Annotated in this window: 16 protein-coding genes; all 16 read right to left on the bottom strand. The window is 50.0% G+C overall.

The window, feature by feature from the left end; translation table 11 throughout:
- Positions 1-10: 10 nt before the first annotated feature.
- Complete coding sequence (tpiA, locus tag DCMF_RS14615; protein WP_148135096.1) at positions 11-757, bottom strand: triose-phosphate isomerase; 747 nt, start codon at positions 755-757, stop codon at positions 11-13.
- Between the two features lie 64 nt (positions 758-821).
- Complete coding sequence (locus tag DCMF_RS14620; protein ID WP_148135097.1) at positions 822-2,006, bottom strand: phosphoglycerate kinase; 1,185 nt, start codon at positions 2,004-2,006, stop codon at positions 822-824.
- Between the two features lie 390 nt (positions 2,007-2,396).
- Positions 2,397-3,401, bottom strand: a complete 1,005-nt coding sequence (gene gap, locus DCMF_RS14625; RefSeq protein WP_148137917.1) for a type I glyceraldehyde-3-phosphate dehydrogenase — start codon at positions 3,399-3,401, stop codon at positions 2,397-2,399.
- 218 nt (positions 3,402-3,619) lie between these two features.
- Positions 3,620-4,981, bottom strand: a complete 1,362-nt coding sequence (gene hydA, locus DCMF_RS14630; RefSeq protein WP_214659357.1) for a dihydropyrimidinase — start codon at positions 4,979-4,981, stop codon at positions 3,620-3,622.
- 80 nt (positions 4,982-5,061) lie between these two features.
- Positions 5,062-6,258: a YgeY family selenium metabolism-linked hydrolase gene (locus DCMF_RS14635; RefSeq protein ID WP_236860284.1), complete on the bottom strand. Its 1,197-nt coding sequence runs from the start codon at positions 6,256-6,258 to the stop codon at positions 5,062-5,064.
- Positions 6,259-6,290: 32 nt separating this feature from the next.
- Complete coding sequence (locus DCMF_RS14640; RefSeq protein ID WP_236860334.1) at positions 6,291-7,265, bottom strand: radical SAM protein; 975 nt, start codon at positions 7,263-7,265, stop codon at positions 6,291-6,293.
- Between the two features lie 5 nt (positions 7,266-7,270).
- On the bottom strand, positions 7,271-8,335 hold the full coding sequence (locus DCMF_RS14645) for a radical SAM protein (RefSeq protein WP_214659358.1): 1,065 nt from the start codon (positions 8,333-8,335) through the stop codon (positions 7,271-7,273).
- Positions 8,328-9,425: an NAD(P)/FAD-dependent oxidoreductase gene (locus tag DCMF_RS14650; RefSeq protein ID WP_148135100.1), complete on the bottom strand. Its 1,098-nt coding sequence runs from the start codon at positions 9,423-9,425 to the stop codon at positions 8,328-8,330. The genes DCMF_RS14645 and DCMF_RS14650 overlap by 8 nt, the downstream gene beginning before the upstream one ends.
- Positions 9,422-11,008, bottom strand: a complete 1,587-nt coding sequence (locus tag DCMF_RS14655) for a lipoyl protein ligase domain-containing protein (RefSeq protein WP_148135101.1) — start codon at positions 11,006-11,008, stop codon at positions 9,422-9,424. Before DCMF_RS14655 ends, DCMF_RS14650 begins: the two co-directional genes overlap by 4 nt.
- Before the next feature lie 146 nt (positions 11,009-11,154).
- On the bottom strand, positions 11,155-13,635 hold the full coding sequence (locus DCMF_RS14660; protein ID WP_148135102.1) for an FAD-dependent oxidoreductase: 2,481 nt from the start codon (positions 13,633-13,635) through the stop codon (positions 11,155-11,157).
- Between the two features lie 25 nt (positions 13,636-13,660).
- Positions 13,661-14,146 carry a (2Fe-2S)-binding protein gene (locus DCMF_RS14665; RefSeq protein WP_148135103.1) on the bottom strand — a complete coding sequence of 162 codons (486 nt, stop codon included), beginning with the start codon at positions 14,144-14,146 and terminating at the stop codon, positions 13,661-13,663.
- Positions 14,147-15,016, bottom strand: coding sequence for an FAD binding domain-containing protein (locus DCMF_RS14670; RefSeq protein ID WP_148135104.1), 870 nt, complete (start codon positions 15,014-15,016; stop codon positions 14,147-14,149).
- A complete protein-coding gene (locus tag DCMF_RS14675; protein ID WP_236860285.1) occupies positions 15,016-17,373 on the bottom strand; it encodes a xanthine dehydrogenase family protein molybdopterin-binding subunit in 2,358 nt (785 codons plus the stop codon). Before DCMF_RS14675 ends, DCMF_RS14670 begins: the two co-directional genes overlap by 1 nt.
- Positions 17,374-17,397: 24 nt before the next feature.
- Complete coding sequence (locus tag DCMF_RS14680; protein WP_148135105.1) at positions 17,398-18,720, bottom strand: amidohydrolase family protein; 1,323 nt, start codon at positions 18,718-18,720, stop codon at positions 17,398-17,400.
- Positions 18,721-18,750: 30 nt separating this feature from the next.
- Positions 18,751-19,749, bottom strand: coding sequence for an ornithine carbamoyltransferase (locus tag DCMF_RS14685; RefSeq protein ID WP_148135106.1), 999 nt, complete (start codon positions 19,747-19,749; stop codon positions 18,751-18,753).
- Positions 19,750-19,772: 23 nt separating this feature from the next.
- Positions 19,773-20,978, bottom strand: coding sequence for a YgeY family selenium metabolism-linked hydrolase (locus DCMF_RS14690; RefSeq protein ID WP_214659359.1), 1,206 nt, complete (start codon positions 20,976-20,978; stop codon positions 19,773-19,775).
- Between the last annotated feature and the right edge of the window lie 75 nt (positions 20,979-21,053).

The raw sequence follows: 21,053 nt of genomic DNA on the forward strand, positions 1-21,053 counted from the left end.
TTTCCTCCTATCAAAAACCAGCAATTTTACTGAAAGAATCCGCTTTAAGACTGGCGCCCCCTACCAAAGCTCCGTCAATATTGGGCTGCGCCATAAGTTCTTGAATGTTTTCGGGCTTGACACTGCCCCCATACTGAATGCGGATTTTTGCTGCCGTTTCGGCGCCAAACATGTCGGCCAAGAGGGCACGAATCTGAGCAATCACTGTTTCCGCATCTGCCGCGGAAGCATTCTTCCCTGTACCGATGGCCCACACCGGTTCATAAGCCAAGACTAAATTTTCCCGTCCCTCCTGGGGTAAGCCCGTGAGGCCGGTGCGCACCTGATTTTCCACGACGGTGCCCGTCATACCTGCCTCCCGTTGGGCCAATGTTTCACCCACACAGACAATGGGCCGTAAACCATGGGCAAGAGCGGCCTTTACCTTCCTGTTGACCGCTTCGTCTGTTTCAAAAAAGTACTGTCTCCTCTCGGAGTGCCCAATAATCACATATTGGCACCCTACAGCAGCCAGCATCACAGGCGAAACCTCCCCTGTAAAAGCCCCTTCCTGCTCCCAATGCATGTTTTGTGCGCCTACCTTGATGCCGGTGTCTTGCACGGCAACAACAACGGCGGGCAGGTCTACGAAAGGAGGACAAACCACGATTTCTGCCTGAACATGGCTAATCAAGGATTTCAGGTCATTAATTAAACTTAATGCCTCTCCCGGCGTTTTAAACATTTTCCAATTTCCTGCAATAATGGGTCTGCGCATTTTATCTTCCCCCAAATCAGGGACCAGGGTTCAGGCCTTCGGTAGTCTGAACCCTGTCACCCGCTTATTTGTTTTGCAAGGCGGCAACTCCCGGCAGCTCTTTCCCTTCCAGGAATTCCAGGGATGCTCCTCCTCCGGTGGAAATATGGGTAATCTTCCCTTCCAGACCCGTTTTATGTACAGCCGCCACCGAGTCTCCCCCGCCTACAATGCTCACGGCCTGGGCCTCAGCCACCGCTTTGACAATCTCTTCGGTGCCTTTGGCGAAAGCTTCCATTTCGAATACGCCCATGGGCCCGTTCCAGATAATGGTCTTTGCCTGCCGGACAATTTTTCCGAAAGCGGCCCGGCTCGCCGGCCCGATATCCAATGCCATCCAATCGGCAGGCACTTGACCCACCCCGACAACCTGGTGCTTGGCGTCGGCAGCCAAGGCCTCTCCGACTACTAAATCCTCCGGCAAAAGGAGCCCTACTCCTTTTTCTTGGGCCTGTTTCATGAGAGAGCGGGCTAAATCCAATTTATCCGTTTCCACCAAGGATTTCCCCATCTCTTTTCCCTGGGCGGCAAGAAAGGTATTGGCCATGCCCCCGCCCATGATCAGGACGTTTACTTTGGTGATCAGATTTTGGATCACACCAATCTTGTCGGATACTTTGGCGCCTCCTAAAATCCCCACAAAGGGCCGCTCAGGATGCTCCAGGGCCCGACCCATGATGCCGATTTCGCTCTGCATCAAGAATCCGGCCACTGCCGGCAGATATTGGGCAATCCCGGCCGTGGAGGCATGGGCCCGATGGGCGGTACCAAAAGCGTCGTTCACATAAATTTCCGCAAGGGCAGCCAGTTTTTGAGCAAAAGCGGCATCATTTTCTTCTTCTTCCTTATGAAAGCGCAGGTTTTCCAGCAGAAGCACATCTCCCGGCCTCATGGTTTCGATCATTCCCTCTGGTTCCGCCCCAATACAATCTTTGGCATACAAGACATCCGGTCCGATCAGCTCTTTCAATTTTGCCGCCACAGGAGCCATGGTGTATTTTTCATTCACTTTTCCTTTGGGCCGTCCCAAATGAGACATGAGAATCACTACAGCCCCTTTCTCCCGTAAATAGCTAATTGTCGGTAAAGCCGCCGTGATTCTGGTCTCATCCGTAATCTTTCCCTGATCATCAACAGGGACATTAAAGTCCACCCGGACAATCACTTTTTTTCCTTTGACATCAATATCCTGAATGGTTTTCTTGTTCATTTCACAAACCCCCTATTGGAGCAAATACTTCATTCAGATGGAGGTCCTTTTAGTCCATCTGAATTCTGACGCAAGTTCTTAACTTGCTAAGTGATTTTCTTAGCAAGTTTTAGAACTGCTAATACAGAGTGAGAACTGCAGATGCATGACTTAATTGGCGTTGGACCCCCGCCATTAGAATATCCCCAATCAATGGGGAGGCTTACGCCAAGTTAGTCAGGTGAAAAACGAATTGACAATTGGGGTGCCAATGTCAATGTCTCAAAAACATCCCCTTTGATATGCGTCCCATGCTGTTTTTTTCTCCATCGTCAACCTGTCCCCTTATTTTGGAGTTGTCCATCATTACTATTTTATTCCGGTCAGCTGACAATGGTTCATTTTCTATTTTTACAGGCTTTTCGCCACAAAATCCGCTAAATCCACGACCCGGCAGGAATAGCCCCATTCATTGTCATACCAGGCAATCACTTTCACTAAGGTATCCTCGATCACCATGGTGGACAGCCCGTCGACGATGGAGGAATGGGGATCTCCATTATAGTCTCTGGAGACCAGGGGCTCATTGGAGAAGGCCAGAATTCCCTTTAGTTCATTGTCGGCCGCATGCTTCAAAGCAGCATTGATCTCTTCCACAGTAACCTTTTGAGCCAGTTCCGCCACCAAATCAACGACCGATACATTCGGTGTCGGTACTCTCATGGAGAATCCGTTCAATTTTCCTTTCAGATCAGGAAGAACCAAGGCCACTGCTTTGGCCGCTCCGGTAGTAGTGGGAATGATCGACATACCGGCCGTTCTGGCCCTGCGTAAATCCTTATGGGCCTGATCCAAAATGCGCTGGTCATTGGTATAGGAGTGCACCGTGGTCATTAAACCCCGTTTCATGACGAACTTCTCATGAATCACCTTGGCCACAGGAGCCAGGCAGTTGGTAGTACAAGAGGCGTTGGAAATAATATGGTGGGCTTTCGGGTCATATTTATGTTCATTAACCCCCAAGACAACGGTAATATCTTCATTTTTCGCCGGAGCGGAAATGATTACTTTTTTCGCTCCTCCTTTAATATGGGCGGCCGCTTTTGTGGCATCGGTAAATAAGCCGGTAGATTCAATCACGATATCTACCCCCAAATCTCTCCAAGGTAAGTTTTGCGGATCACGCTCCGCAAACACCTTAACCTCTTTTCCGTTTACCACGATGTTGGTGTCTTTTGCTGATACATCGGCCTTCATGGTCCCGTGTACCGAATCGTATTTCAGCAAATGCGCATTCGTTTCAGCACTGGTTAGGTCATTAATGGCTGCTATTTCCAGACCGGTTTTCTCCAACGCCGCTCTGAAAACCAGCCTTCCAATCCGTCCAAAACCATTAATACCAACTTTTACAGTCATCATACATCCTCCTTATTAATTTGGGGAATCCCCAGGAATTAGATATGCTAAATTCTAGGATAAATTTGGCAGCCCCAACTTAGCATTCCACAAAAATTTTAAAAATCCTTCTCCCCGTTATTATTATTCTTCCTTTTAAGACCTATACATAAAAAAGATCGCATGGAGGCGGCGATTTTTTTTCATAAAACATCATTTATAATATTGCCCTTCCTGGCTCATATACGGCCGGGCACAAATTTGCCATACCCTTTTGCCCCACAAAATTGTTCCCCGCGATAAATCACCTTTCCTCTCAGGACGGTTATTTCCGGGCACCCTTTTACGTGCATATCTTTAAAGGGGGAATAACCGGCTTTGGAATGGAGCCGGTGATAAGAGAGTTCCACTTCTTTTTGGGGATCAAACACCACGATATCCCCATCACTCCCGGTCCGGATCACTCCTTTTTGGGGATACAGGCCGAACAGTCTGGCCGGATTGGTGCTTAACAGTTCTACCAGCCTTGTCATGGTGATCTGGCCGGGAGCAACCCCGTAAGCGTACATGACAGGAAGCAATGTCTCCACGCCGGGAATTCCCGACAAGGTCTCGAAAAAGGTGCGGGACCTTCCTTTTTGCTCCTTGGAAAAAGCGCAGTGATCGGAAGCGACGACGGAAAAGACCCCTTCTTTCAGGGCAGACCATAAAAAAGGCTGTTTTTCTTTTTCCCTTAGCGGCGGGCACATGATATACCATTGGGGGTCGGCGCCTGCATAAACTTCATCCCCTAAAACCAGATAATGGGGACAGGTTTCCCCCAGAATTTGCTTCCCCTCTTTTTGGGCCTGCCCAATCAGTTGGGCTGCTTCACAGGTAGAGATGTGCACAAAATAGACCCGGGAACCTGTTTCCCCGGCGAGAGCGATGATTTTCTTTACTGCTGCTGCTTCCGATTCCACCGGCCTGCTTTTGCCATGATAGGCTGGTTGCAGATGCCCCTCCCGGGTCAGCTCTTTTTTTGCTGCCTGAATGATATCGTCCTCTTCCGCATGGACCGTTACCAGAACGCCTCTCTTTTTACTCCAGGCCAGTAATTTGGCGACATCTTCATAGGGCAGGCGGGAAGAATCATAGGTCGTAAACACCTTAAAACTGGCAAGGCCGGAATCAATGACCTGCTCCCAGGACTCAAAAAGCTTTTCTTCCCAACGGTTGACCACATAATGGAGCCCGTAATCAATGCAAATCGCCCCGTCCGCTTCTTTTTTCCGGGCAGCCACTGCCTCCAGAGGCCCCTGGTCATTTTCCGGTTCTACATAGTCAATCACAGTGGTAACTCCCCCGCAGGCCGCGGCAACGCTGCCGCTGTAAAAATCATCGATGGTGCGCTCGGAAGGTCCGCAGGGCATATGGAAATGGACATGGGCATCAATGATGCCGGGCAGGATATATTTTCCCGCGCAATCGATTACTTCCGTATCCAGGCCCGGTTTTAGTCCCGCACCGATTTGGACAATCTTTTCATCTTGCAGGAGCAAATCGGCTTCCCTGACGCCGTTCTCTGCGGCAATGCTGCCGTTTTTCAGCAAAATGGCCATGGGCTCTCCTCCCATCCGTACCTCTCTTTGATCCTCTCCAGCCAGGCAAAGCTTTATTTTTTCCCCTTCAGAGACCTAAATTATTTTAATAATTCCTTGGCTAAATAGAAGAAGCCTAAAGAAGCCTTCTCTAATTCCTCTATATTAATATATTCATCGACCACATGGGCTTGATCCTCCCGGGAAGGTCCAAATCCCACCGTGGGTATTTTCCAAATACCGGCGCTGCAGCTGCCGTTGGTGCAAAAAGAATAGCTTGTGATTTCCGGTGTGCCACCCAAATTTTCCAGTGCTTTCACGGATTTTTCCACGATCTCGCTGTGCCGGTCCATGAGCCAGGCAGGAAAGAATCTTTCTCCTTCCAGGATTTCACCGGTGTAGGTTTGGTGCCTGCCATAGGCACAACTTACTGCCCCTTTAAAAGCAGGGTCTTCCTGCCCCATTTGCGCCATCAAATTCCTCATCTGCCCCAACACGTCCTCTTTCTTTTCGCCTATTAAAAGCCGCCGGTCAAAGGTTGCTTTACATAGACCGGGTACCACGGATGTCCCGGGATAGGGGGATGAAATAATATCCGTCAGTTCCATGATGGCTTCCCCTAAAAAATCATGGACGGGAAGCTTGATTTCCCGGATCCGGTTGATCAGCTGCATCATGGCATACACCGCATTATAGCCCTTTTGGGGATTTGCCGAATGGGCATTTCTCCCTTCTGTGGTGACGACCAGTTCCGCCCGGCCCCTTTGCCCTATTTTTAGCTTCAGTTCCGAGGCCTCCCCGATCACCACAAAATCCGGATTTACCTGCTCCAAAACCCGGGCCAGGGATCCGCCTTCCAAAGTTTCCTCAAAGACGGTTCCGGAAATAAACAGGTCCCCCTGCAAGGAATCTTTTTCCTGGATCAGTTCTTTTCCCGCATAAACCATGGCCGCCATGGCCCCTTTCATGTCGGACGCTCCCCGGCCGTAAATGCGCCCCTGGTGCATCTCCCCGCCGAAAGGCGAGTAGGACCACAAACCGGGCGCAGAAACTTCCACGGTATCGATATGGCCGTCCCATAACAGTTTTTTGGGACCGTGACCTTTGATGCGGCCGATCACGTTTCCCCATTGATCAATCCACGCTTCATCATAGTCCAAATGAAGCATTTCCTGCCGGATCCGTTGCGCCACCCCTTCCTCATTTCCGGACAGACTGGGAATCTGAATTAATTCCCGGCAAAAGCTGATTAAGGCGGAGTTTTCCTTTGGCAGCATCAAGACCACCTTCTCCTTCATCCTTGTTATCTCCTGTGATGGATCGCCATCATCTAAAGGAGGCTGCAGCACAGGGGGCTGAAAGAAGCCTCCAGGCCTAGTGCTCCGGCAAGCTTTACCGTTTCTTCCGTGGGATAGGCCATGCCGTTTACCCCGGCGCGCAACGCCAAGTGCTCTATCTCTTTTTTCTTTTTGCCCGCAGGCCGGGCACAGCCCAGCATCACCTTTGACTGGGGGTTGAGAATGCGGGCCAGGGCAATCACCTGGGCCACTTCTTCCGGCAGGGGCCCTTTTACCTGGGCCATGGGTGTCCCCGGCAAAGGATTAAACACTACAATCACCAGGATAGGCGGGTTTATTTGGGCAATCTGGTAGAGGGCTTCATATTCTCCCCGGATCTCCCCATAGTGGAGTCCTGCTACAAGATGAGGGACGGCGTAGAGCCCCATGGCATGCAGCAGCCGCAAAGACTCTCCATAATCATCGGGGTTTCGGTCCAGATGATACACATCCCGAATGGTTTTCCCATCACCGATCACGTCCACCAATACCTGATCCACCTGACATCTGTGCAGCATCCGGGCCGTTTCCGGGCTGACCAGGCCGGTGTGGACAATGATTTTGAGACCCGTTTTCTTCAGTCCGGCAATTCCTTCTTCCCAGCCTAACAAGGGCACCTCCCCCTGGGCATCGGCGCCCCCGCTTAGTAAAATCCCCGCACAGCCGGCGGCCCGCAGTCTTTCGCCCCGTTCCATTAAATCGCGAGAGTTTTTCACCGCAGCCATGCTCTCCAATAATTTGCCTTTACAATGCTCACAACCCAATGCGCAGGATGACCCCGTAAGGGAGATGGCGGCAAAGGCATGGGGACTATTTTGATAGCCGTCAATTTCGTAATGTTTGGCACTGGGGGCGGCGAAGGAAATGGAGGAAAAATGATGCTGCCGTCTGATTGCCCAGGCTTGGGCGAGCAGTTCTTCAAAAGGGGTTTGCAGCAGGGAAAAAATCCTTTCCCGGGTGATTTCCATCTCTCTCACACCTCTATTCCGTCCCAGAGTTGGTCCTCAATCATTTTCAGGTCATGGGCATCGGGATCAAAGGGGAAATTCCGCATGGGCTGGGAAGGCCGTTCATTGCCGTAAGGACGGTTGCACGCCACCGTACCGTCTTTTCCCGGACAACCGGAAGTGATAAAGGCCCGGCCATCTTTCAGACAGCCCGTGATATCCCGGCCAAAATCAATAATTTGGCCTTTGTCATTAAATTTCATCTCTCTGATGTTCCCTAATTTTTCATTGATCAGGTGACGGGCCAGCTGCATGCGCCGGTAATGTCCCAAGTCAGGCTGAGGCCAGCTTTCCATTTTGCTTCCCGGCTCCGGGTAGAAGCTGAAAAGATGGGTCCCGGCGCCCAGATCATCGGCCTTTTGGATGGTGGAGACCATTTCGTATTCCGTCTCACCCAACCCCACTACCAGGTGTACGCCCGCTTGGTACCGGCCGAAAACCTGAATTGCCTGCTCCAATGTGTTCCAGTAATTTACCCAGGAATGGGGCCCCCCCACACCCTTGCCCCGGTATTTTTCAAAGAGCGCTTCGGTAGCGCAGTCAATGGCAATGCCGCACCGGTCCGCGCCGGCTTCTTTGATGCGGAGCAGGTCATTTTCCTTGAGCACGGTGGGTGAAACTAAGGCACTAATGGATAAACCGGTTTCCTTTTTTAAAAGCCGGATCATGGAGATGGTATCTTCCCCGGCTTTGCCATGGGTAACCATCCCTACGCAGACCCGGTTTAAACCGTGTTTTTTGGTTTTGACCGCCTCAATGATGTCTGCCAGTGCATAGACCGGCCAAGAAACCCGAATGAAGGTTTTTCCCCGGCCGGTCAGGTCCCTGTTGCCGGCCAGGCCGCAGTAGCTGCATTTGGCCCCGCATTTTTGATCATAGGTGACGAGCAGATTGAGACATTTTAAAACCACATCCCGGTAAAAGAGCCCTTCTTGAAAACCCAGGGTCAAGCTGGATGCCAAACTGGTCTGGGCATAATCAGGACTTTGCCGGGACACCTTTTCTGCCTTCTGCACCGCGAAATCAGACATTGCTCCCTTCCCCCTTTGCTCGATTTCCGTACTCTTTAAAAGCAATCCAGGTCCTTCGGATTACCTGCGCCAACCGCTCCGGATCAGGATGCCAGTTTTTTTCTTGAAACTGCCTGTTCATAAGGGCTAAATCCAAGCTGTTTCCTAAATAGGCCCTTACTTCCTCTTCGTATTTCCTTAAGCCGGAAAGATCACCCCGGTCCAATACCTCCGGAGTGATGCGGGCGGCAATAGTTCCACTGATTACAGCATGGGCGATGCCCGCTCCCGTCATGGGGTGGGTAGCCCCGGCAGCATCCCCGATTAATAATAGATGGTCTTGCACCAGTCTGGGGCAGAAACCGCCAATGGGAATGGTCCCGGCCGTAGAGCCTAAAACTACCGGCTTTTCTATGCCAAGCAAAGGAAAAATCCTTTCTTTTGCCTGTTTAAAAGCACTGTTTTCCTCCTCAATAACCATGCCGAAGCCAACATTCGCTGTTTTGCCTTTGGGGAACAGCCACCCGTAGCCCCCATAAAAATCCGGATGGAAAAATACTTTTGTATCAGGTTGGGGCTGGGACAATACAATTTCCCCCTGCCAGGCACGGGCAGTTTTCGGCGCAGCAATCCCCATTTTCTCCCGCACCAGCGATTTGGGCCCATCCGCCCCGATTATTATTTTTGCCTTCAGTGCGGAAAGCCCCTCTGGTCCCCGCACCCTAATTTCTTGTCCCGTCACATCCGTTACTCTGGTCTGCATCAGCAGTGCAGCACCTGCCCCGACAGCTTCCGTGACAAGATATTTGTCGAAAAGGGCCCGGTGCAGGACAAAACCGGGCGCAGCCGTCCGTGTTTTGCTTCCATCGGGTAAAACCGTTTCCAGATGACTGATTTTTTGAGCAATGGTCTCAGGAGGTATGGCACAAAAATTTGTCAATAAGGCAGGCACAAACTCGGCACACTGGACGGGGATGCCCACGCAGGTACGCTTTTCTATCATCACCACCCGGATACCCCGGTCTGCCAAAATTTTCGCTGCCGTGGCCCCGGCAGGACCTGCCCCCACAATAGCCACATCGAAATCAAATTTTCCCCTGGGTCCGTTCATGATCCATTCTCCTCCGCCCACAAGGGCCGGTGGGATATTTTTATCTCTAATACCTGTTTCAGCAAACCGATTTTTAGGCTGGTCTCGTTTTCAAATTTCCCTTGATGGGCCTGGGTTTCCTGACCTAGGTCATAGCAGGTGGAATGATCCACATCCAGCAGAATCCCGGGCAGGCCGATCCTTTCAAAATCCTCTTTATGCTTAATATAAAACGCCTCACAGCAGATTCCCATAAATGCGGACACCTGACGGTTTTTTAAATCCAGTAAGGTTTCTTCCAGCATCTCATAGTTTTGAATGGTGATGGGCGTCAAGCCATATTCCTCAGCGATCCGGAAAGCGTCCCCCACCGTACATTCCCCGCATTGACCGCATCCCTGATCATAACGGTAAGGACAGGTGACCTTCTTGGCACAATAGGGAAGCAACAGCACGGCAGGATTTTTTATTTCATGAAAAGAGGCCCCCACGGTAAAAACCCGGTTAATATCGGCGTAATCGATGCCTTGCCGGGCTAAACTGCTTTTCTCAACGGCGGTCCAGACGGCCCGGGTAAAATCCTCCGGCCCAAAACCGGGCACTGTGATCTCCTGGTGGAGAAAAAACTCCCGGATGATCTGCGCAATTTTTTCATACTGAGCGGGCGCTTTTTTACATAAACTTTCTAAATCAAAGAGGGCATTCTGAGGATAGACAAAAAAGTCCCCGGTGAACAAAACCGATTCTATCCGCTTTGTCCGGCCATCCAGCACCACGGAAGTCTTGATCAGGCCTCCCTGTTTTTTTAAGACGGAGCGCAGTTCCTGGCGCTGGACCGGGGAGCGCCGGGTGTGAAAGATCCAGGATGCCGATTGGAACTTGGGCAAAGCCTGGTCCAGCAAATTTCTTTCTTCCGGGCTTAAGGGACCCGGGGTGAAATCAACCCCCAGAACTTCCTCAAAGCCGCTGGTGATCAAAGCCTTGATCTGATCCAGGGGGGGAAGATAGCCCAGTTCACTTTTGAGACAGGTGACCCGTTCCTTGACGCTTTGAATCTCCTTGTCCTGGAGCTTTTCCGTGGGAATCCTCAGCACCCGGAGCATGGTATCCACATCAAAATCGATGAGCAGGCTCCCTTGAAATAAAAAGGCTCCTCCTAATTCCGTTCCACCGGTTCCGGAAATTTTGCGGTGATTGATTTCAATATCATTGCGGGGACGAAATTTCGCCTGAATGCCCAGGTCTTTTAAGCCCCGGATCACGGCTTCACAAAGTTTGCGATATAAATCTTCTATTTTACCCGGAAAAATGGCCTCATCCTTTTGGGCAAAGATCTCCCAGCCCAGCTGGGCCTGGTCCCAGTACAGCCCTCCCCCGCCGGTGATTCTCCTGTTAATTTCGATCCCCTGAGTCCGGCAGTAATCGACCCGGATTTCCTGCTCCACCGCTTGATGGAAGCCAACTAAGGCGCTGGGATAAAACTGGAGGAAGCGCAACGTGTTCGGTACCCAGTGGCGGGCTTTGGCAGAGAGAATCACCTGGTCCAAAGCCATGTTTTCCGCTGCGCTGCGGATGCCGGTGTCCAAAAGTCGCCAGGATGACATAGTATCTGCTCCTATCCTATTTATCATTTGGTCTGATCATAATCAGCAGGAGATGGATTTGTTTTCGTTCCGTAATGACCATAGTTTTACGAATTAGTGTGAGCACACTATTCCTTTTTTATCATACTTCAGGGGATTTTGATAAATCAATCCACAATTTCTGCCCGTAAAGCCCCCGTGGGACAAACCGAGACACATAACCCGCAGCTGCGGCACAACTCTTCATTTACCGTCATTTCCGGGTAATGCAAAGCCCGGGCCTGATAGGCGCAGGCGGCCACACAACGCCCGCAGTTGATGCAGCCGCAATGGAGACAGCGCATGGCCTCTTTTCTGCCTGCCTCTTCGGACAGCCCTGACTCTACTTCCCCGAACCCGGGCAGCCGCTTCTCCACGGGAAGGATCAAACTCTTTTCCCGAATCGTATCATCTTCCGCTACTTCCACAAAGTGCATGCGGGGAGAACTGTTTTCTTCTTCTACTTTTCCCTCCCCGCCTAAGAAACGGTCTATTTCACAGGCGGCTTTCTTCCCTGCTGCGACGGCCTCAATCACGGAAGCGGGGCCTGTGGTACAATCTCCCGCAAAAAATATTCCTTTGGTTGCTTCCGCTAAATCCCCCCGATGATATCGGCCCAGGACGGACAGGTCTATATTTTGCCCTGTGGCAATCACGATCAGATCCGCGTCCAGGGGCACCGGCTCTTCCCCGGTGGGGACCGGTTTTCTTCTTCCGGAACCATCCACCTCCCCCGGCTGCATAGGATCGTAAAATAATTGATACCCCTTGCCTGCCGCCTCAATGCGGTTTGGCCCGGCTAGGAAACGGAATTTGACCCCTTCTTCTTCCGCATAGGCTACTTCTTCGCAAGTGGCCGGCATATCTTCCCGCTGCCGCCTGTAGACGACGGTCACCTTTCCGGCCCCCAGCCTTAAAGCAGATCTTGCCGCATCAAGGGCCACATTTCCCCCGCCAATCACGGCCACTTTTTTCCCGTGCAGCCCTCCGGCCCGGCCCAGGTTCACATCCCGTAAAAACCGGATCCCGGACAGGACGCCGGCCAGATCTGCCCCGGGGATTTTAAGCTCCGGATCTTTATGGGCCCCTACGGCGATTAAAATACTCTCATATCCCTGTGCTTTGATTTCTTCCATGGTGATGTCCTGCCCCAAGGCCGTTCCGGTTTGGATCTCTACACCCATGTTTTCGATGCGGGTGATTTCCCTCTTTAAAATCTCCTGAGGCAGCCGGTAGTCGGGGATGCCGACGGCCAGCATGCCCCCGGCCACGGGCAACGCCTCAAATACCTTCACCTGATACCCCAGCCGGGTCAGGTAATAGGCGGCACTTAGACCGGCAGGTCCCGCCCCGGCAATGGCCACCTTTTTCCCATTTTTCGGCCTCATCGGGGATAAAGGCAAACTTGATCCGCAACTCTCATAGGTTTTGTCGGCTGCAGTGCGCTTGAGCAGACGGATGTGCAGGGCCTGATCCACTTGAGCCCGGCGGCACTTTATTTCACAGGGGTGGTGGCACACCCGACCGCAAATGCCGGGAAAGGGGTTATCTGCACTAATGGTCTTGTAAGCATCCAGATAATGCCCTCTTCTCACCTGGTCAATATAGAGGGGAACGTCCACTCCTGCCGGACAGGCCTCCTGACAGGGGGGTAAATCGGGTTCATAATGGAACTTCAGTTTTGCCACAATATCTTCTTTAGGGAAGTTAGGCAAAGCTACCCCCCTGACGCTCCGAATATCCTTATAGCCAAGATGCTCTAAAAGGGCCGCCGTATCCTTATTCAGCTTTTCAAAATACTCAATACCTTTTAGGACAGCGATAGAGTGTACCCCGACGGCATTACAGCCTACCATCAAGTATTCGATGGCATCTTCCGCACAAGTGATGCCACCGGTACCAACCAGGTTGGGGCAGCCGCCCCTGGCTATTTCCGAGTTGATCCGTAAAGCGATTGGCCTCATCGCACCACCGGACAACCAGCCGTAACCGCCTTCCCCCATCATCTCAGGTTTGGCTTTTTTAATATCAATCTTGAGGGTCGGTCCAAGAGAATCAATAGCGGTAATACCGGCCGCACCGAATTCCAGGCATTTTTTTGCTGTAGCCACAGGATCGGGCCAGTTTCCGCTCAACTTGCAGAGTACCGGTATTTTAACTCTTTCCAAAGTAGCTCCAAGCATAGGAAGCAGGGTTTCTTCCGCGTAGGAAACCAACTCGATCAGATCAGCTCCGGCATCTGCGCAGGGCTTAACCAGGTCTTCAGCTTCCGGCAGCGTATGGCCAACACTGGCAATGACAACTACACCGGCTTTCTTGGCCATGGGGATTTCCCTGTTAAACCAGACTTCCGGAGGCGAATCTGCCCACTTTTCACAGTTAATCAAAGAATCCCTGTTGATTTTTCCAATATGGTGCACGGGGTTAACCGCAGCATGATGTCTGATGGTTTTCGTCACAACTGCACCGCAGCCTGCCTGGTAGGCCTTGATCATACCTTCGGCAGCATAGGACAGGGGTCCTGAAGATAGAATGAAAGGACTTTGCAGCTTAAGACCACATAGCTCTGTGGCAAGATCTGCCCCTTTTAATTTTTTGAAATCAATCATATTTTCTCCCCTCCGATTTTTCACCTCAGAAGATTTCTCGTTTATTTGGTTGCCCGGCCACATCCCGGATGGCATCTATGATTTGCTCATAACCAGTGCAGCGGCATAGGTTGCCGGAAATAGCCAATTTAATTTCCTCCCTGCTTGGTTCCGGGTTTGCATCCAAGAGGGCTTTAGCGCTCATAATCAGACCGGGAGTACAGAACCCGCACTGCACCGCATTGTGTTTAATGAAGGCTTCCTGAATCGGGTGCATTTTCCCGTTTTCCATCAGCCCTTCAATCGTGGTAATATGCCTGCCTTCCATAGATGCAGCCAGAGTTAAACAGGTGTTTACCGTTTGTCCGTCCACAATTACGGTACAGGCCCCGCATTCTCCAATACCGCAGCCCTCTTTTGTCCCGGTAAGACCTAAATCGTACCTCAGAACATCCAACAGTCTGGTATAGGGCTTAATTTCAAGACTGACCGGTTTACCGTTGACAACCATATTCAGCAAAACTTTATCCATTTATCCCACCCCCAGTGCCTGATTCAGTGCCCTTCGGGTCAGAACTGCGATTACCGGCTCTTTGTAGGTCGTCGACCAACGGATGCCTGACCTTTTGATCATTTCCTCCGCCACCTTTTCAGCTGCCTGCTCAATCAGTTCACTTTTCGGCTCATTGCCTACCAACACCTCTTCGGCACCACTTACCCGGTCAGGTTTGGGAAGAACTGACCCTGGAGCAATTCTAGCTTCGATCACTCTACCGACCTCATCCAAGGTAACACTGACCGCTACATTCATCCGGGCAATGGCCAATGCTTTCCTGCGGCCCAGCTTGATAAAAGCGGTTCTGGAACCTATGGGGAGCCGCATAAAACTAATTTCTGTCAACAGCTCATCGGCAGCAATATTTGTCCGGTAAGGCTTTTCAAAAATACCCACGAGAGGAAGCACCCTGACCCCCCGGACACTCTCCAGTTTCACATTGGCGTCAAGGGCGATCAGAACCGGAACAGGATCCGCCGCCGGAGATGCATTGCACACGCTGCCCCCCAACGTGCCCCGATGTCTGATCTGCGGAGAGCCGACAGTACTGCATGCTTCCGCCAAGAAGGGGACAGCAGTACGCAACAAAGGTGAGCTGCTTATCTGATCATGGGTAACCAGAGGTCCGATACGTATTTCATTGCTGTCTTCCTCAATACAGCCCAGTTCATCGATTCCACTGATATCGATCACATACTGTAATCCCGCCAGCTTCTCATCCTCATCACGGATTTGCCCCATTAAGTCGGTACCGCCGGCGATCACTTTCGCCGCACGGCCGTATCTGTTTAGTAATTCACATGTTTCTTTAATTGTAGTAGGTCGAAGATATGCAAAACGCATCATTAGGAATTACCTCCTGCTCTTAAGGATTTCCCTAAAAGAACACGCTCCAGGTCAAAAGGCAGTCTTCTGAGACGAACTCCTTTCGCATTGATCAGCACGCTGTTTACCGCACTTGCTATGGCTGCCCCCACCCCTTCCAAAGCAGGCTCTCCCAAACTTTTGGCCCCAAAAGTTCCCTCCTTGTCATCACACTCAAACAAAACTGCTTCCATGGCAGGTACATCCATGGCCGTGGGGAAAATATATGCGTCGAAGTTCTTATTTCCTACTCTCCCTCTGTTCACCTCAACTTCTTCCATCACTGCAAAACCCATACCCATGGCAATACCGCCGTAGATCTGACCCTTGGCCAAAGCCGAGTTTATGACGGTACCACAATCATGGCCGGAAGAAACTTTTAACACATCTACACAGCCTGTCTCCAAATCAACCTCGACCTCAGCCACCACACAAGCATAAGAATAGGTTGGGAATACGTCTCCCTGTCCGGTACCATGGTCAAAATGCAGCGGTTTGGGTTCAAACCATTCGTACACGCTGAGCTGCTTTCCTGACCAAAGTCTGGTGGCACAAACCGCACTTAACGGCAGCTTTATATCCGGATTGCTTTTGGCAAAACACATGCTGTCCTCAATTTCCACTTCATCCAAAGGCGAAGCATGCAATAGTTCTGCCCCAGTCTCCAGCAGCAGCTTTTTTAATTTTTCCGCCGCTTTTTTTATGGACTGAGCCCCCATCACGGTTCCCCGGGAAGCAACGGACATCCCACTATCGGCAATGGCATGGGTATCAATGCCGTAATGATGAATATCGTCCACCTTTACCCCCAGAGATTCCGCCACAATCTGTGCATAAGCCGTTTTCAGGCCCTGGCCGTTTTCTGAAATCCCGGAATGGATCATCACCGTTCCGTCCTCCAAAGCAGTAACCATTGCCCCTGAGGCATCCGGTGACTCTGCGCCAAAACCGCAGCCTCTATAACAGGTCACAAGGCCAATTCCTTTTCTCTTCACGACCTTTTGCTTTTGATAATTCTCTCTCTTCGCCACAAAATCCGTGCTTTCCAGCATATGCTCCATCATTTCTGTAATTAAAGTGGGTTGGACAAGTTTTTGGCTGGTTGCCGTGAGATCATACTGCCGCAAAAGATTCTTTCTCTTCAGTTCAATGATATCCATGTTTAAAGCTTCCGCTAATTCTTCCATTAAAGACTCCTGGGCAAAGATGATCTGGGGCGAACTATAGCCCCGAAAGGCACCACTATGAATATTATTGGTAAAGACGCCAAAAGTATCGTTCTTCACGTTCGGGATCTGATAAACACCGGCTGAGTGTATTGATGCCCGGCAATTCATATACTGGGTCTGGTTATTGTATGCCCCGCTGTTATCGATCAGTTCACTCTCTAAAGCCAAAATTCTGCCTTCCTTGGTGGCCCCGATTTTATAACGAAACCGGAAAGGATGCCTTTTAGAACTTTCCAGGATAGAATCTTCCCGGCTTAGTATCATTTGGACGGGTCGTCCCGTTGCCCTGGCCAGCAGTGCCGCCCGGCCTACGTTCAACCCGGCCAGTTCTTCTTTTCCCCCAAAAGACCCTCCCAATGTCTGCTGAACTAAACGGGTTTTGTTCATGGGACATTGCAGGGCATCAGCAATATAACGCCTGCTGAAGAAGGGGTTTTGAGAAGAGGAATATACTGTCATGATGCCGTCTGCCGGATGGGAAACAGCGACACAGGCCTCAGGTTCAATGTAGGCATGTTCCACGAATTGAGTCCGGTACTCCCTTTCGATGATCACATCACATTGTTTAAAGGCTTCTTCTACATTTCCCTTGCGAATCCGGAAATAGGAATCCATAAATACATTCCCTTTTGTCCCTGGTGTAGGGATGCCGTCTACCAATCCAACGCCTTTTTCCCTTACTTGGACAGTTCCAGTTTTCAGGGCATCATCAATTGTATAAACACCGTCCAGTTCTTCGTAGATCACCTCTATTGCCTTCATAGCATCTTCCAGACTTTCTTTATCCTCGGCAGCGATGATGGCAACCACGTCACCCACATACTTTATTTTGTCTGTGATGTACATGTAATCAGCCCAGCTCTGCGGCTTCGGAATATCCGCTGCAGTTAACACCGCTTTCACCCCAGGAGTCTCCTTTGCCTTTGAGGTATCAATTCTCACCACATTTGCGTGGCTTAAACCGCTTCTCAGGCACCCACCAACCAACATAGCGGGAAATTTTAGGTCAGCTGCGTACTGAGCACGTCCTGTAACCTTGTCAACAGCATCGACACGAGGTACAGGTTTATTGAGTATTTTATAATCTTTACCTCCCATTAGCGGCATCATCTCACCCCCCAGTGATAAGGAACACTATTTATTGCCCTTCCAGAATTGATCAGCACTTTCTCTTATTTCAGCTTTGGCTTGCTCTTCGTCCAAAGTTAATAGTTTTCCGTTTTCCATGACCAAATTCCCATTCACCATCACATCAACCACATCAGAAGGATTGCGGAACAAAACCAGTTGGTCATAGACATTATGCTCATTAATCGGGGTTGGCGTATCCATTTTAATGGTAATCATATCAGCCAGACAGCCCGGTTCCAGTTTACCCAGGTCCTGATAACCAAGGACCTCCGCGCCCAAACTGGTTGCCATTCTGTAGACGTCCTTAGCCGGCATTACCTGGGGATCCTGACGGTATGCCTTGTGGATCAGGAAAGCTCCCCGCATGACTTCAAAGAAACTGTTTACATAACCGTCGGTCCCTAAACCTACCTTAATTCCTTTCGCCAAACAATCAGGCACAGGGGCTACCCCGCCGCCGACTTCGCAGTTGGAGAGAGGCATATGAACCAACTTTGCTCCTCGTTTTGCTATGATGTCGATTTCGTGAGGTTCAAGTTGAACCCCCTGAGAAGCAACTACATTAGGACCCATATAGCCCAACTCTTCATAGATATCAACAGGCCTTTTGCCATATTTGGACAAGGTCCAATTTGGCTCATAAACACTTTCGGAAAGATGCATGTGGATATCGCATCCCAGTTCCTGGGCCAGTTCTTTCGCCTGCACCACATATTCCCGATCAGCAGTAAAAAGAGTATGAATGCTCATCATTCCCTGAACCAGACTCTCCGACTGATGATACTTTCTGACTAAGTCGGCATTCTCTTTAAGTCCTAACTGACCGTTTTCCTTATTCATCCTTTCACACGCTTCAAAAGTGAGAATTCCGCGCAGACCGGCCTGATGGACAACTTTTGCTTCTACTTCCAATGCACCCGGTATAGAATTAGGTCCTTCCAACACGTCCATAAAAGTAGTAATGCCGCTCTTAATCATTTCGACACACGCCCACCTGGTGGTTTTCTCAACTAACTCATGATCCATGCGGTCCTCAACATAAGGCCACCAGAAGTCTTCCAAAAAGCTGGAGAACTCCGTGACCAATGCTTCAACGGTGATACCGTGGGAGAGCACCCCATACATGTGCATATGTCCATTCACAAAACCGGGTGACACCAACCTGTCTGAAGCGTCTAAAACTTTACAGTTTTCCGGGACACGCTTCATTAATAGGTCATTAGGAGCAGCTTCAACAATTCTATTACCCTCAATTCTTATGCCCCAGTCTTTCTTAATGCCTTCTTGGGTCATCAGGTATCCACCTTTAATCAGGGTTCCTGCCATCCTTTAATCCCTCCCTTTTAAGGTTACCAATTATCGTCTTGAGGCTACATTGCCCATGGTTAAAGCCATTAAAGCCTTGATCGTGTGCATTCTGTTTTCCGCTTGATCATAAAGTACGGATTGGGGACCATCCATCACTTCGCTGGTAACTTCCACGTCACGGTCTGCCGGCATGCAGTGCATATAAATCGCCGACTCTTTCGCCAGCTTCATTCTTCTGCTGTCCACCAACCAGCCTGGATTCTCATCGATCAGCTTTAAGCCGGCTTCTTCGTCGTTTCCTACATGCATAATCGGGCCCCAGCCTTTCGCATAAATGATATCTGCATCCTTGCAGGCCTGATCCATGTCATGTACGATTTCAAACTTGGCACCGGCTTTTCTGGCATTTTCTTTCGCCATTTCTATTACTTCCGGCATCAAGTCAAATTTCTCCGGGTGGGCTAAGGTCACATCCAGCCCAAAACGCGGCATTAAAGCGACTAAAGATTGCGCCATGGACAAGGGACGAACGTAATTAGGCGCGGAAGTCCAGGAAATAACGAACTTACGGCCTCTTAAGTCAGTGCCGAATTTTTCTCTGATGGTATACAAATCGCAGATGGACTGAGTGGGGTGCCAAATATCACACTGCATATTATAGACAGGAATTTTAGCATGCTTAGCAACTTCAGCCATCCACTTATGACCGCCCACCAGGGTGTTGCGGATGCCAATCCCATGGCCCATGCGGCTTAATACTTCAATCGTGTCTTTGGCGGTTTCCCCATGGTCAATTTGGGTTGCTTTTGGTGTTAAATAGTTTGCGTGTCCGCCCAGTTGCGTAATCCCGCATTCGAAAGCGTTTCTGGTGCGCGTTGATTCTTCAAAAAACAGCATAAATAAAGATTTGTTTTTGCACAGCTCATGAGGCACATCCATGGCATACTTCATTTTTAAATCTTCTGTTACTTTAAATAAAGTTTCCAGTTCCTCGTTCGTCCAGTCCTGTTCGCATAAAAGGTGTTTGCCTTTGAAATGTGTTTGCATTCCTTTTTCCTCCTCATTCATCATTATTTATTCGTGATGGCCAATGGCAGCAATGCATAAAACTTAGCGGCATCCACCAACTCGCTGATCGGCACTTGATCATCGGTAGAATGACAAAAAGCGCCATTGCCCGGTCCAAAACCAATCGTCGGAATTCCTGCTCTGCCGCATGTTTGGGTTCCGTCAGTGGAGAAATTCCATTTGCCGATGATCGGGTCTTTGTCAAACAAGGTTTTAAATGATCTGGCTCCTGCCTGAACCAGTTCGTGATCCTCGGGAATCACCCAAGAAGGGAAAAATTCCTCAGCATGTTTCACATAACCTGTATAGCTGGGATTTTCTACTTCCACAATTTTGACGGTAGCCCCTATTTTTTCGACAAGGGGCCTTACTTCATTTAATAAGTCTTCTTTGGTTTCGCCTGCTGTTGTCCTGCGGTCGATGTAGATAACAGTCTCTCCCGGGATTGTATTCAAGGAAGGCGTCTTGCACGCTACCTTAGTTACCTCCAGAGTCCCTTTTCCCAGGAAAGGATCTTCCGGCAGGTCTTTCCAGGCATCCAGCAGCTGAATAACCGGGATTGCTTTTATTAAGGAATTTTCACCCAAGTGGGCCGCACTGGCATGGGCAGCTTTACCGGGAACATTGATTTGCAGCAGAGCGCGTCCTTTATGTCCCCGCGTAATTCTCATTTCACTGGATTCTCCGATCAAAACATAGTCCGGCTTAATTTGGGGCTCTGATTCCATCAAATCCTCAAGAGCAGAACCTTCTACATCTTCTTCGGCGATCGCGCCGACAACATACAATGTAAAATCTTGATCAAGGCCCAACTCTTTAAGGGCCTTACCTGCATAAACAAAAGCCGCCAAACAGCCTTTATCATCAACCGCACCACGTCCATAAACAATACCATTTTCTAATTTACCCTTAAATGGATCGAACCTCCATGCAGACAGCTCTCCGGCCTCAACCGTATCCATATGGGCATCATACAAAATAACAGTTTTACCTGAGCCAATACGGCCAAAAACATTGCCGATGCGGTCTTGCTTCACTTCGTCAAAACCATTTGCCCGCATTTTATCCGCGAAAAAGTTTGCGGCTTCTCTTTCGTTATAAGTTTCACTGGGAATTGCAATAAAATCTCTGAGAAACTGCACCAGATGATCTTGCTCTTTCTCAAGATAATCACCGATCTTTTCAGCAAAAACACGTAAATCAGTCACAGGAACCACCTCTTTACCATTTCTTTGCTTTTTGTACATATTGCCTTAGTCAAAGGGAGGAAGAAAGGGCCGATT

It is taken from the genome of Candidatus Formimonas warabiya, from assembly GCF_002777255.1.
Taxonomy (GTDB): Bacteria; Bacillota; Dehalobacteriia; order Dehalobacteriales; family Dehalobacteriaceae; genus Formimonas; species Formimonas warabiya.

What these genes read in the sequence shown, in the direction of transcription:
- DCMF_RS14645 (WP_214659358.1), bottom strand. Translation starts at nt 8,335, where the DNA reads ATGTCTGATTTCGCGGTGCAGAAGGCAGAAAAGGTGTCCCGGCAAAGT.
- hydA (WP_214659357.1), bottom strand. Translation starts at nt 4,981, where the DNA reads ATGGCCATTTTGCTGAAAAACGGCAGCATTGCCGCAGAGAACGGCGTC.
- DCMF_RS14670 (WP_148135104.1), bottom strand. Translation starts at nt 15,016, where the DNA reads ATGATGCGTTTTGCATATCTTCGACCTACTACAATTAAAGAAACATGT.
- DCMF_RS14680 (WP_148135105.1), bottom strand. Translation starts at nt 18,720, where the DNA reads ATGGCAGGAACCCTGATTAAAGGTGGATACCTGATGACCCAAGAAGGC.
- DCMF_RS14655 (WP_148135101.1), bottom strand. Translation starts at nt 11,008, where the DNA reads ATGTCATCCTGGCGACTTTTGGACACCGGCATCCGCAGCGCAGCGGAA.
- tpiA (WP_148135096.1), bottom strand. Translation starts at nt 757, where the DNA reads ATGCGCAGACCCATTATTGCAGGAAATTGGAAAATGTTTAAAACGCCG.
- DCMF_RS14660 (WP_148135102.1), bottom strand. Translation starts at nt 13,635, where the DNA reads ATGATTGATTTCAAAAAATTAAAAGGGGCAGATCTTGCCACAGAGCTA.
- DCMF_RS14685 (WP_148135106.1), bottom strand. Translation starts at nt 19,749, where the DNA reads ATGCAAACACATTTCAAAGGCAAACACCTTTTATGCGAACAGGACTGG.
- DCMF_RS14620 (WP_148135097.1), bottom strand. Translation starts at nt 2,006, where the DNA reads ATGAACAAGAAAACCATTCAGGATATTGATGTCAAAGGAAAAAAAGTG.
- DCMF_RS14650 (WP_148135100.1), bottom strand. Translation starts at nt 9,425, where the DNA reads ATGAACGGACCCAGGGGAAAATTTGATTTCGATGTGGCTATTGTGGGG.
- DCMF_RS14665 (WP_148135103.1), bottom strand. Translation starts at nt 14,146, where the DNA reads ATGGATAAAGTTTTGCTGAATATGGTTGTCAACGGTAAACCGGTCAGT.
- DCMF_RS14640 (WP_236860334.1), bottom strand. Translation starts at nt 7,265, where the DNA reads ATGGAAATCACCCGGGAAAGGATTTTTTCCCTGCTGCAAACCCCTTTT.
- DCMF_RS14675 (WP_236860285.1), bottom strand. Translation starts at nt 17,373, where the DNA reads ATGATGCCGCTAATGGGAGGTAAAGATTATAAAATACTCAATAAACCT.
- gap (WP_148137917.1), bottom strand. Translation starts at nt 3,401, where the DNA reads ATGACTGTAAAAGTTGGTATTAATGGTTTTGGACGGATTGGAAGGCTG.
- DCMF_RS14635 (WP_236860284.1), bottom strand. Translation starts at nt 6,258, where the DNA reads ATGAAGGAGAAGGTGGTCTTGATGCTGCCAAAGGAAAACTCCGCCTTA.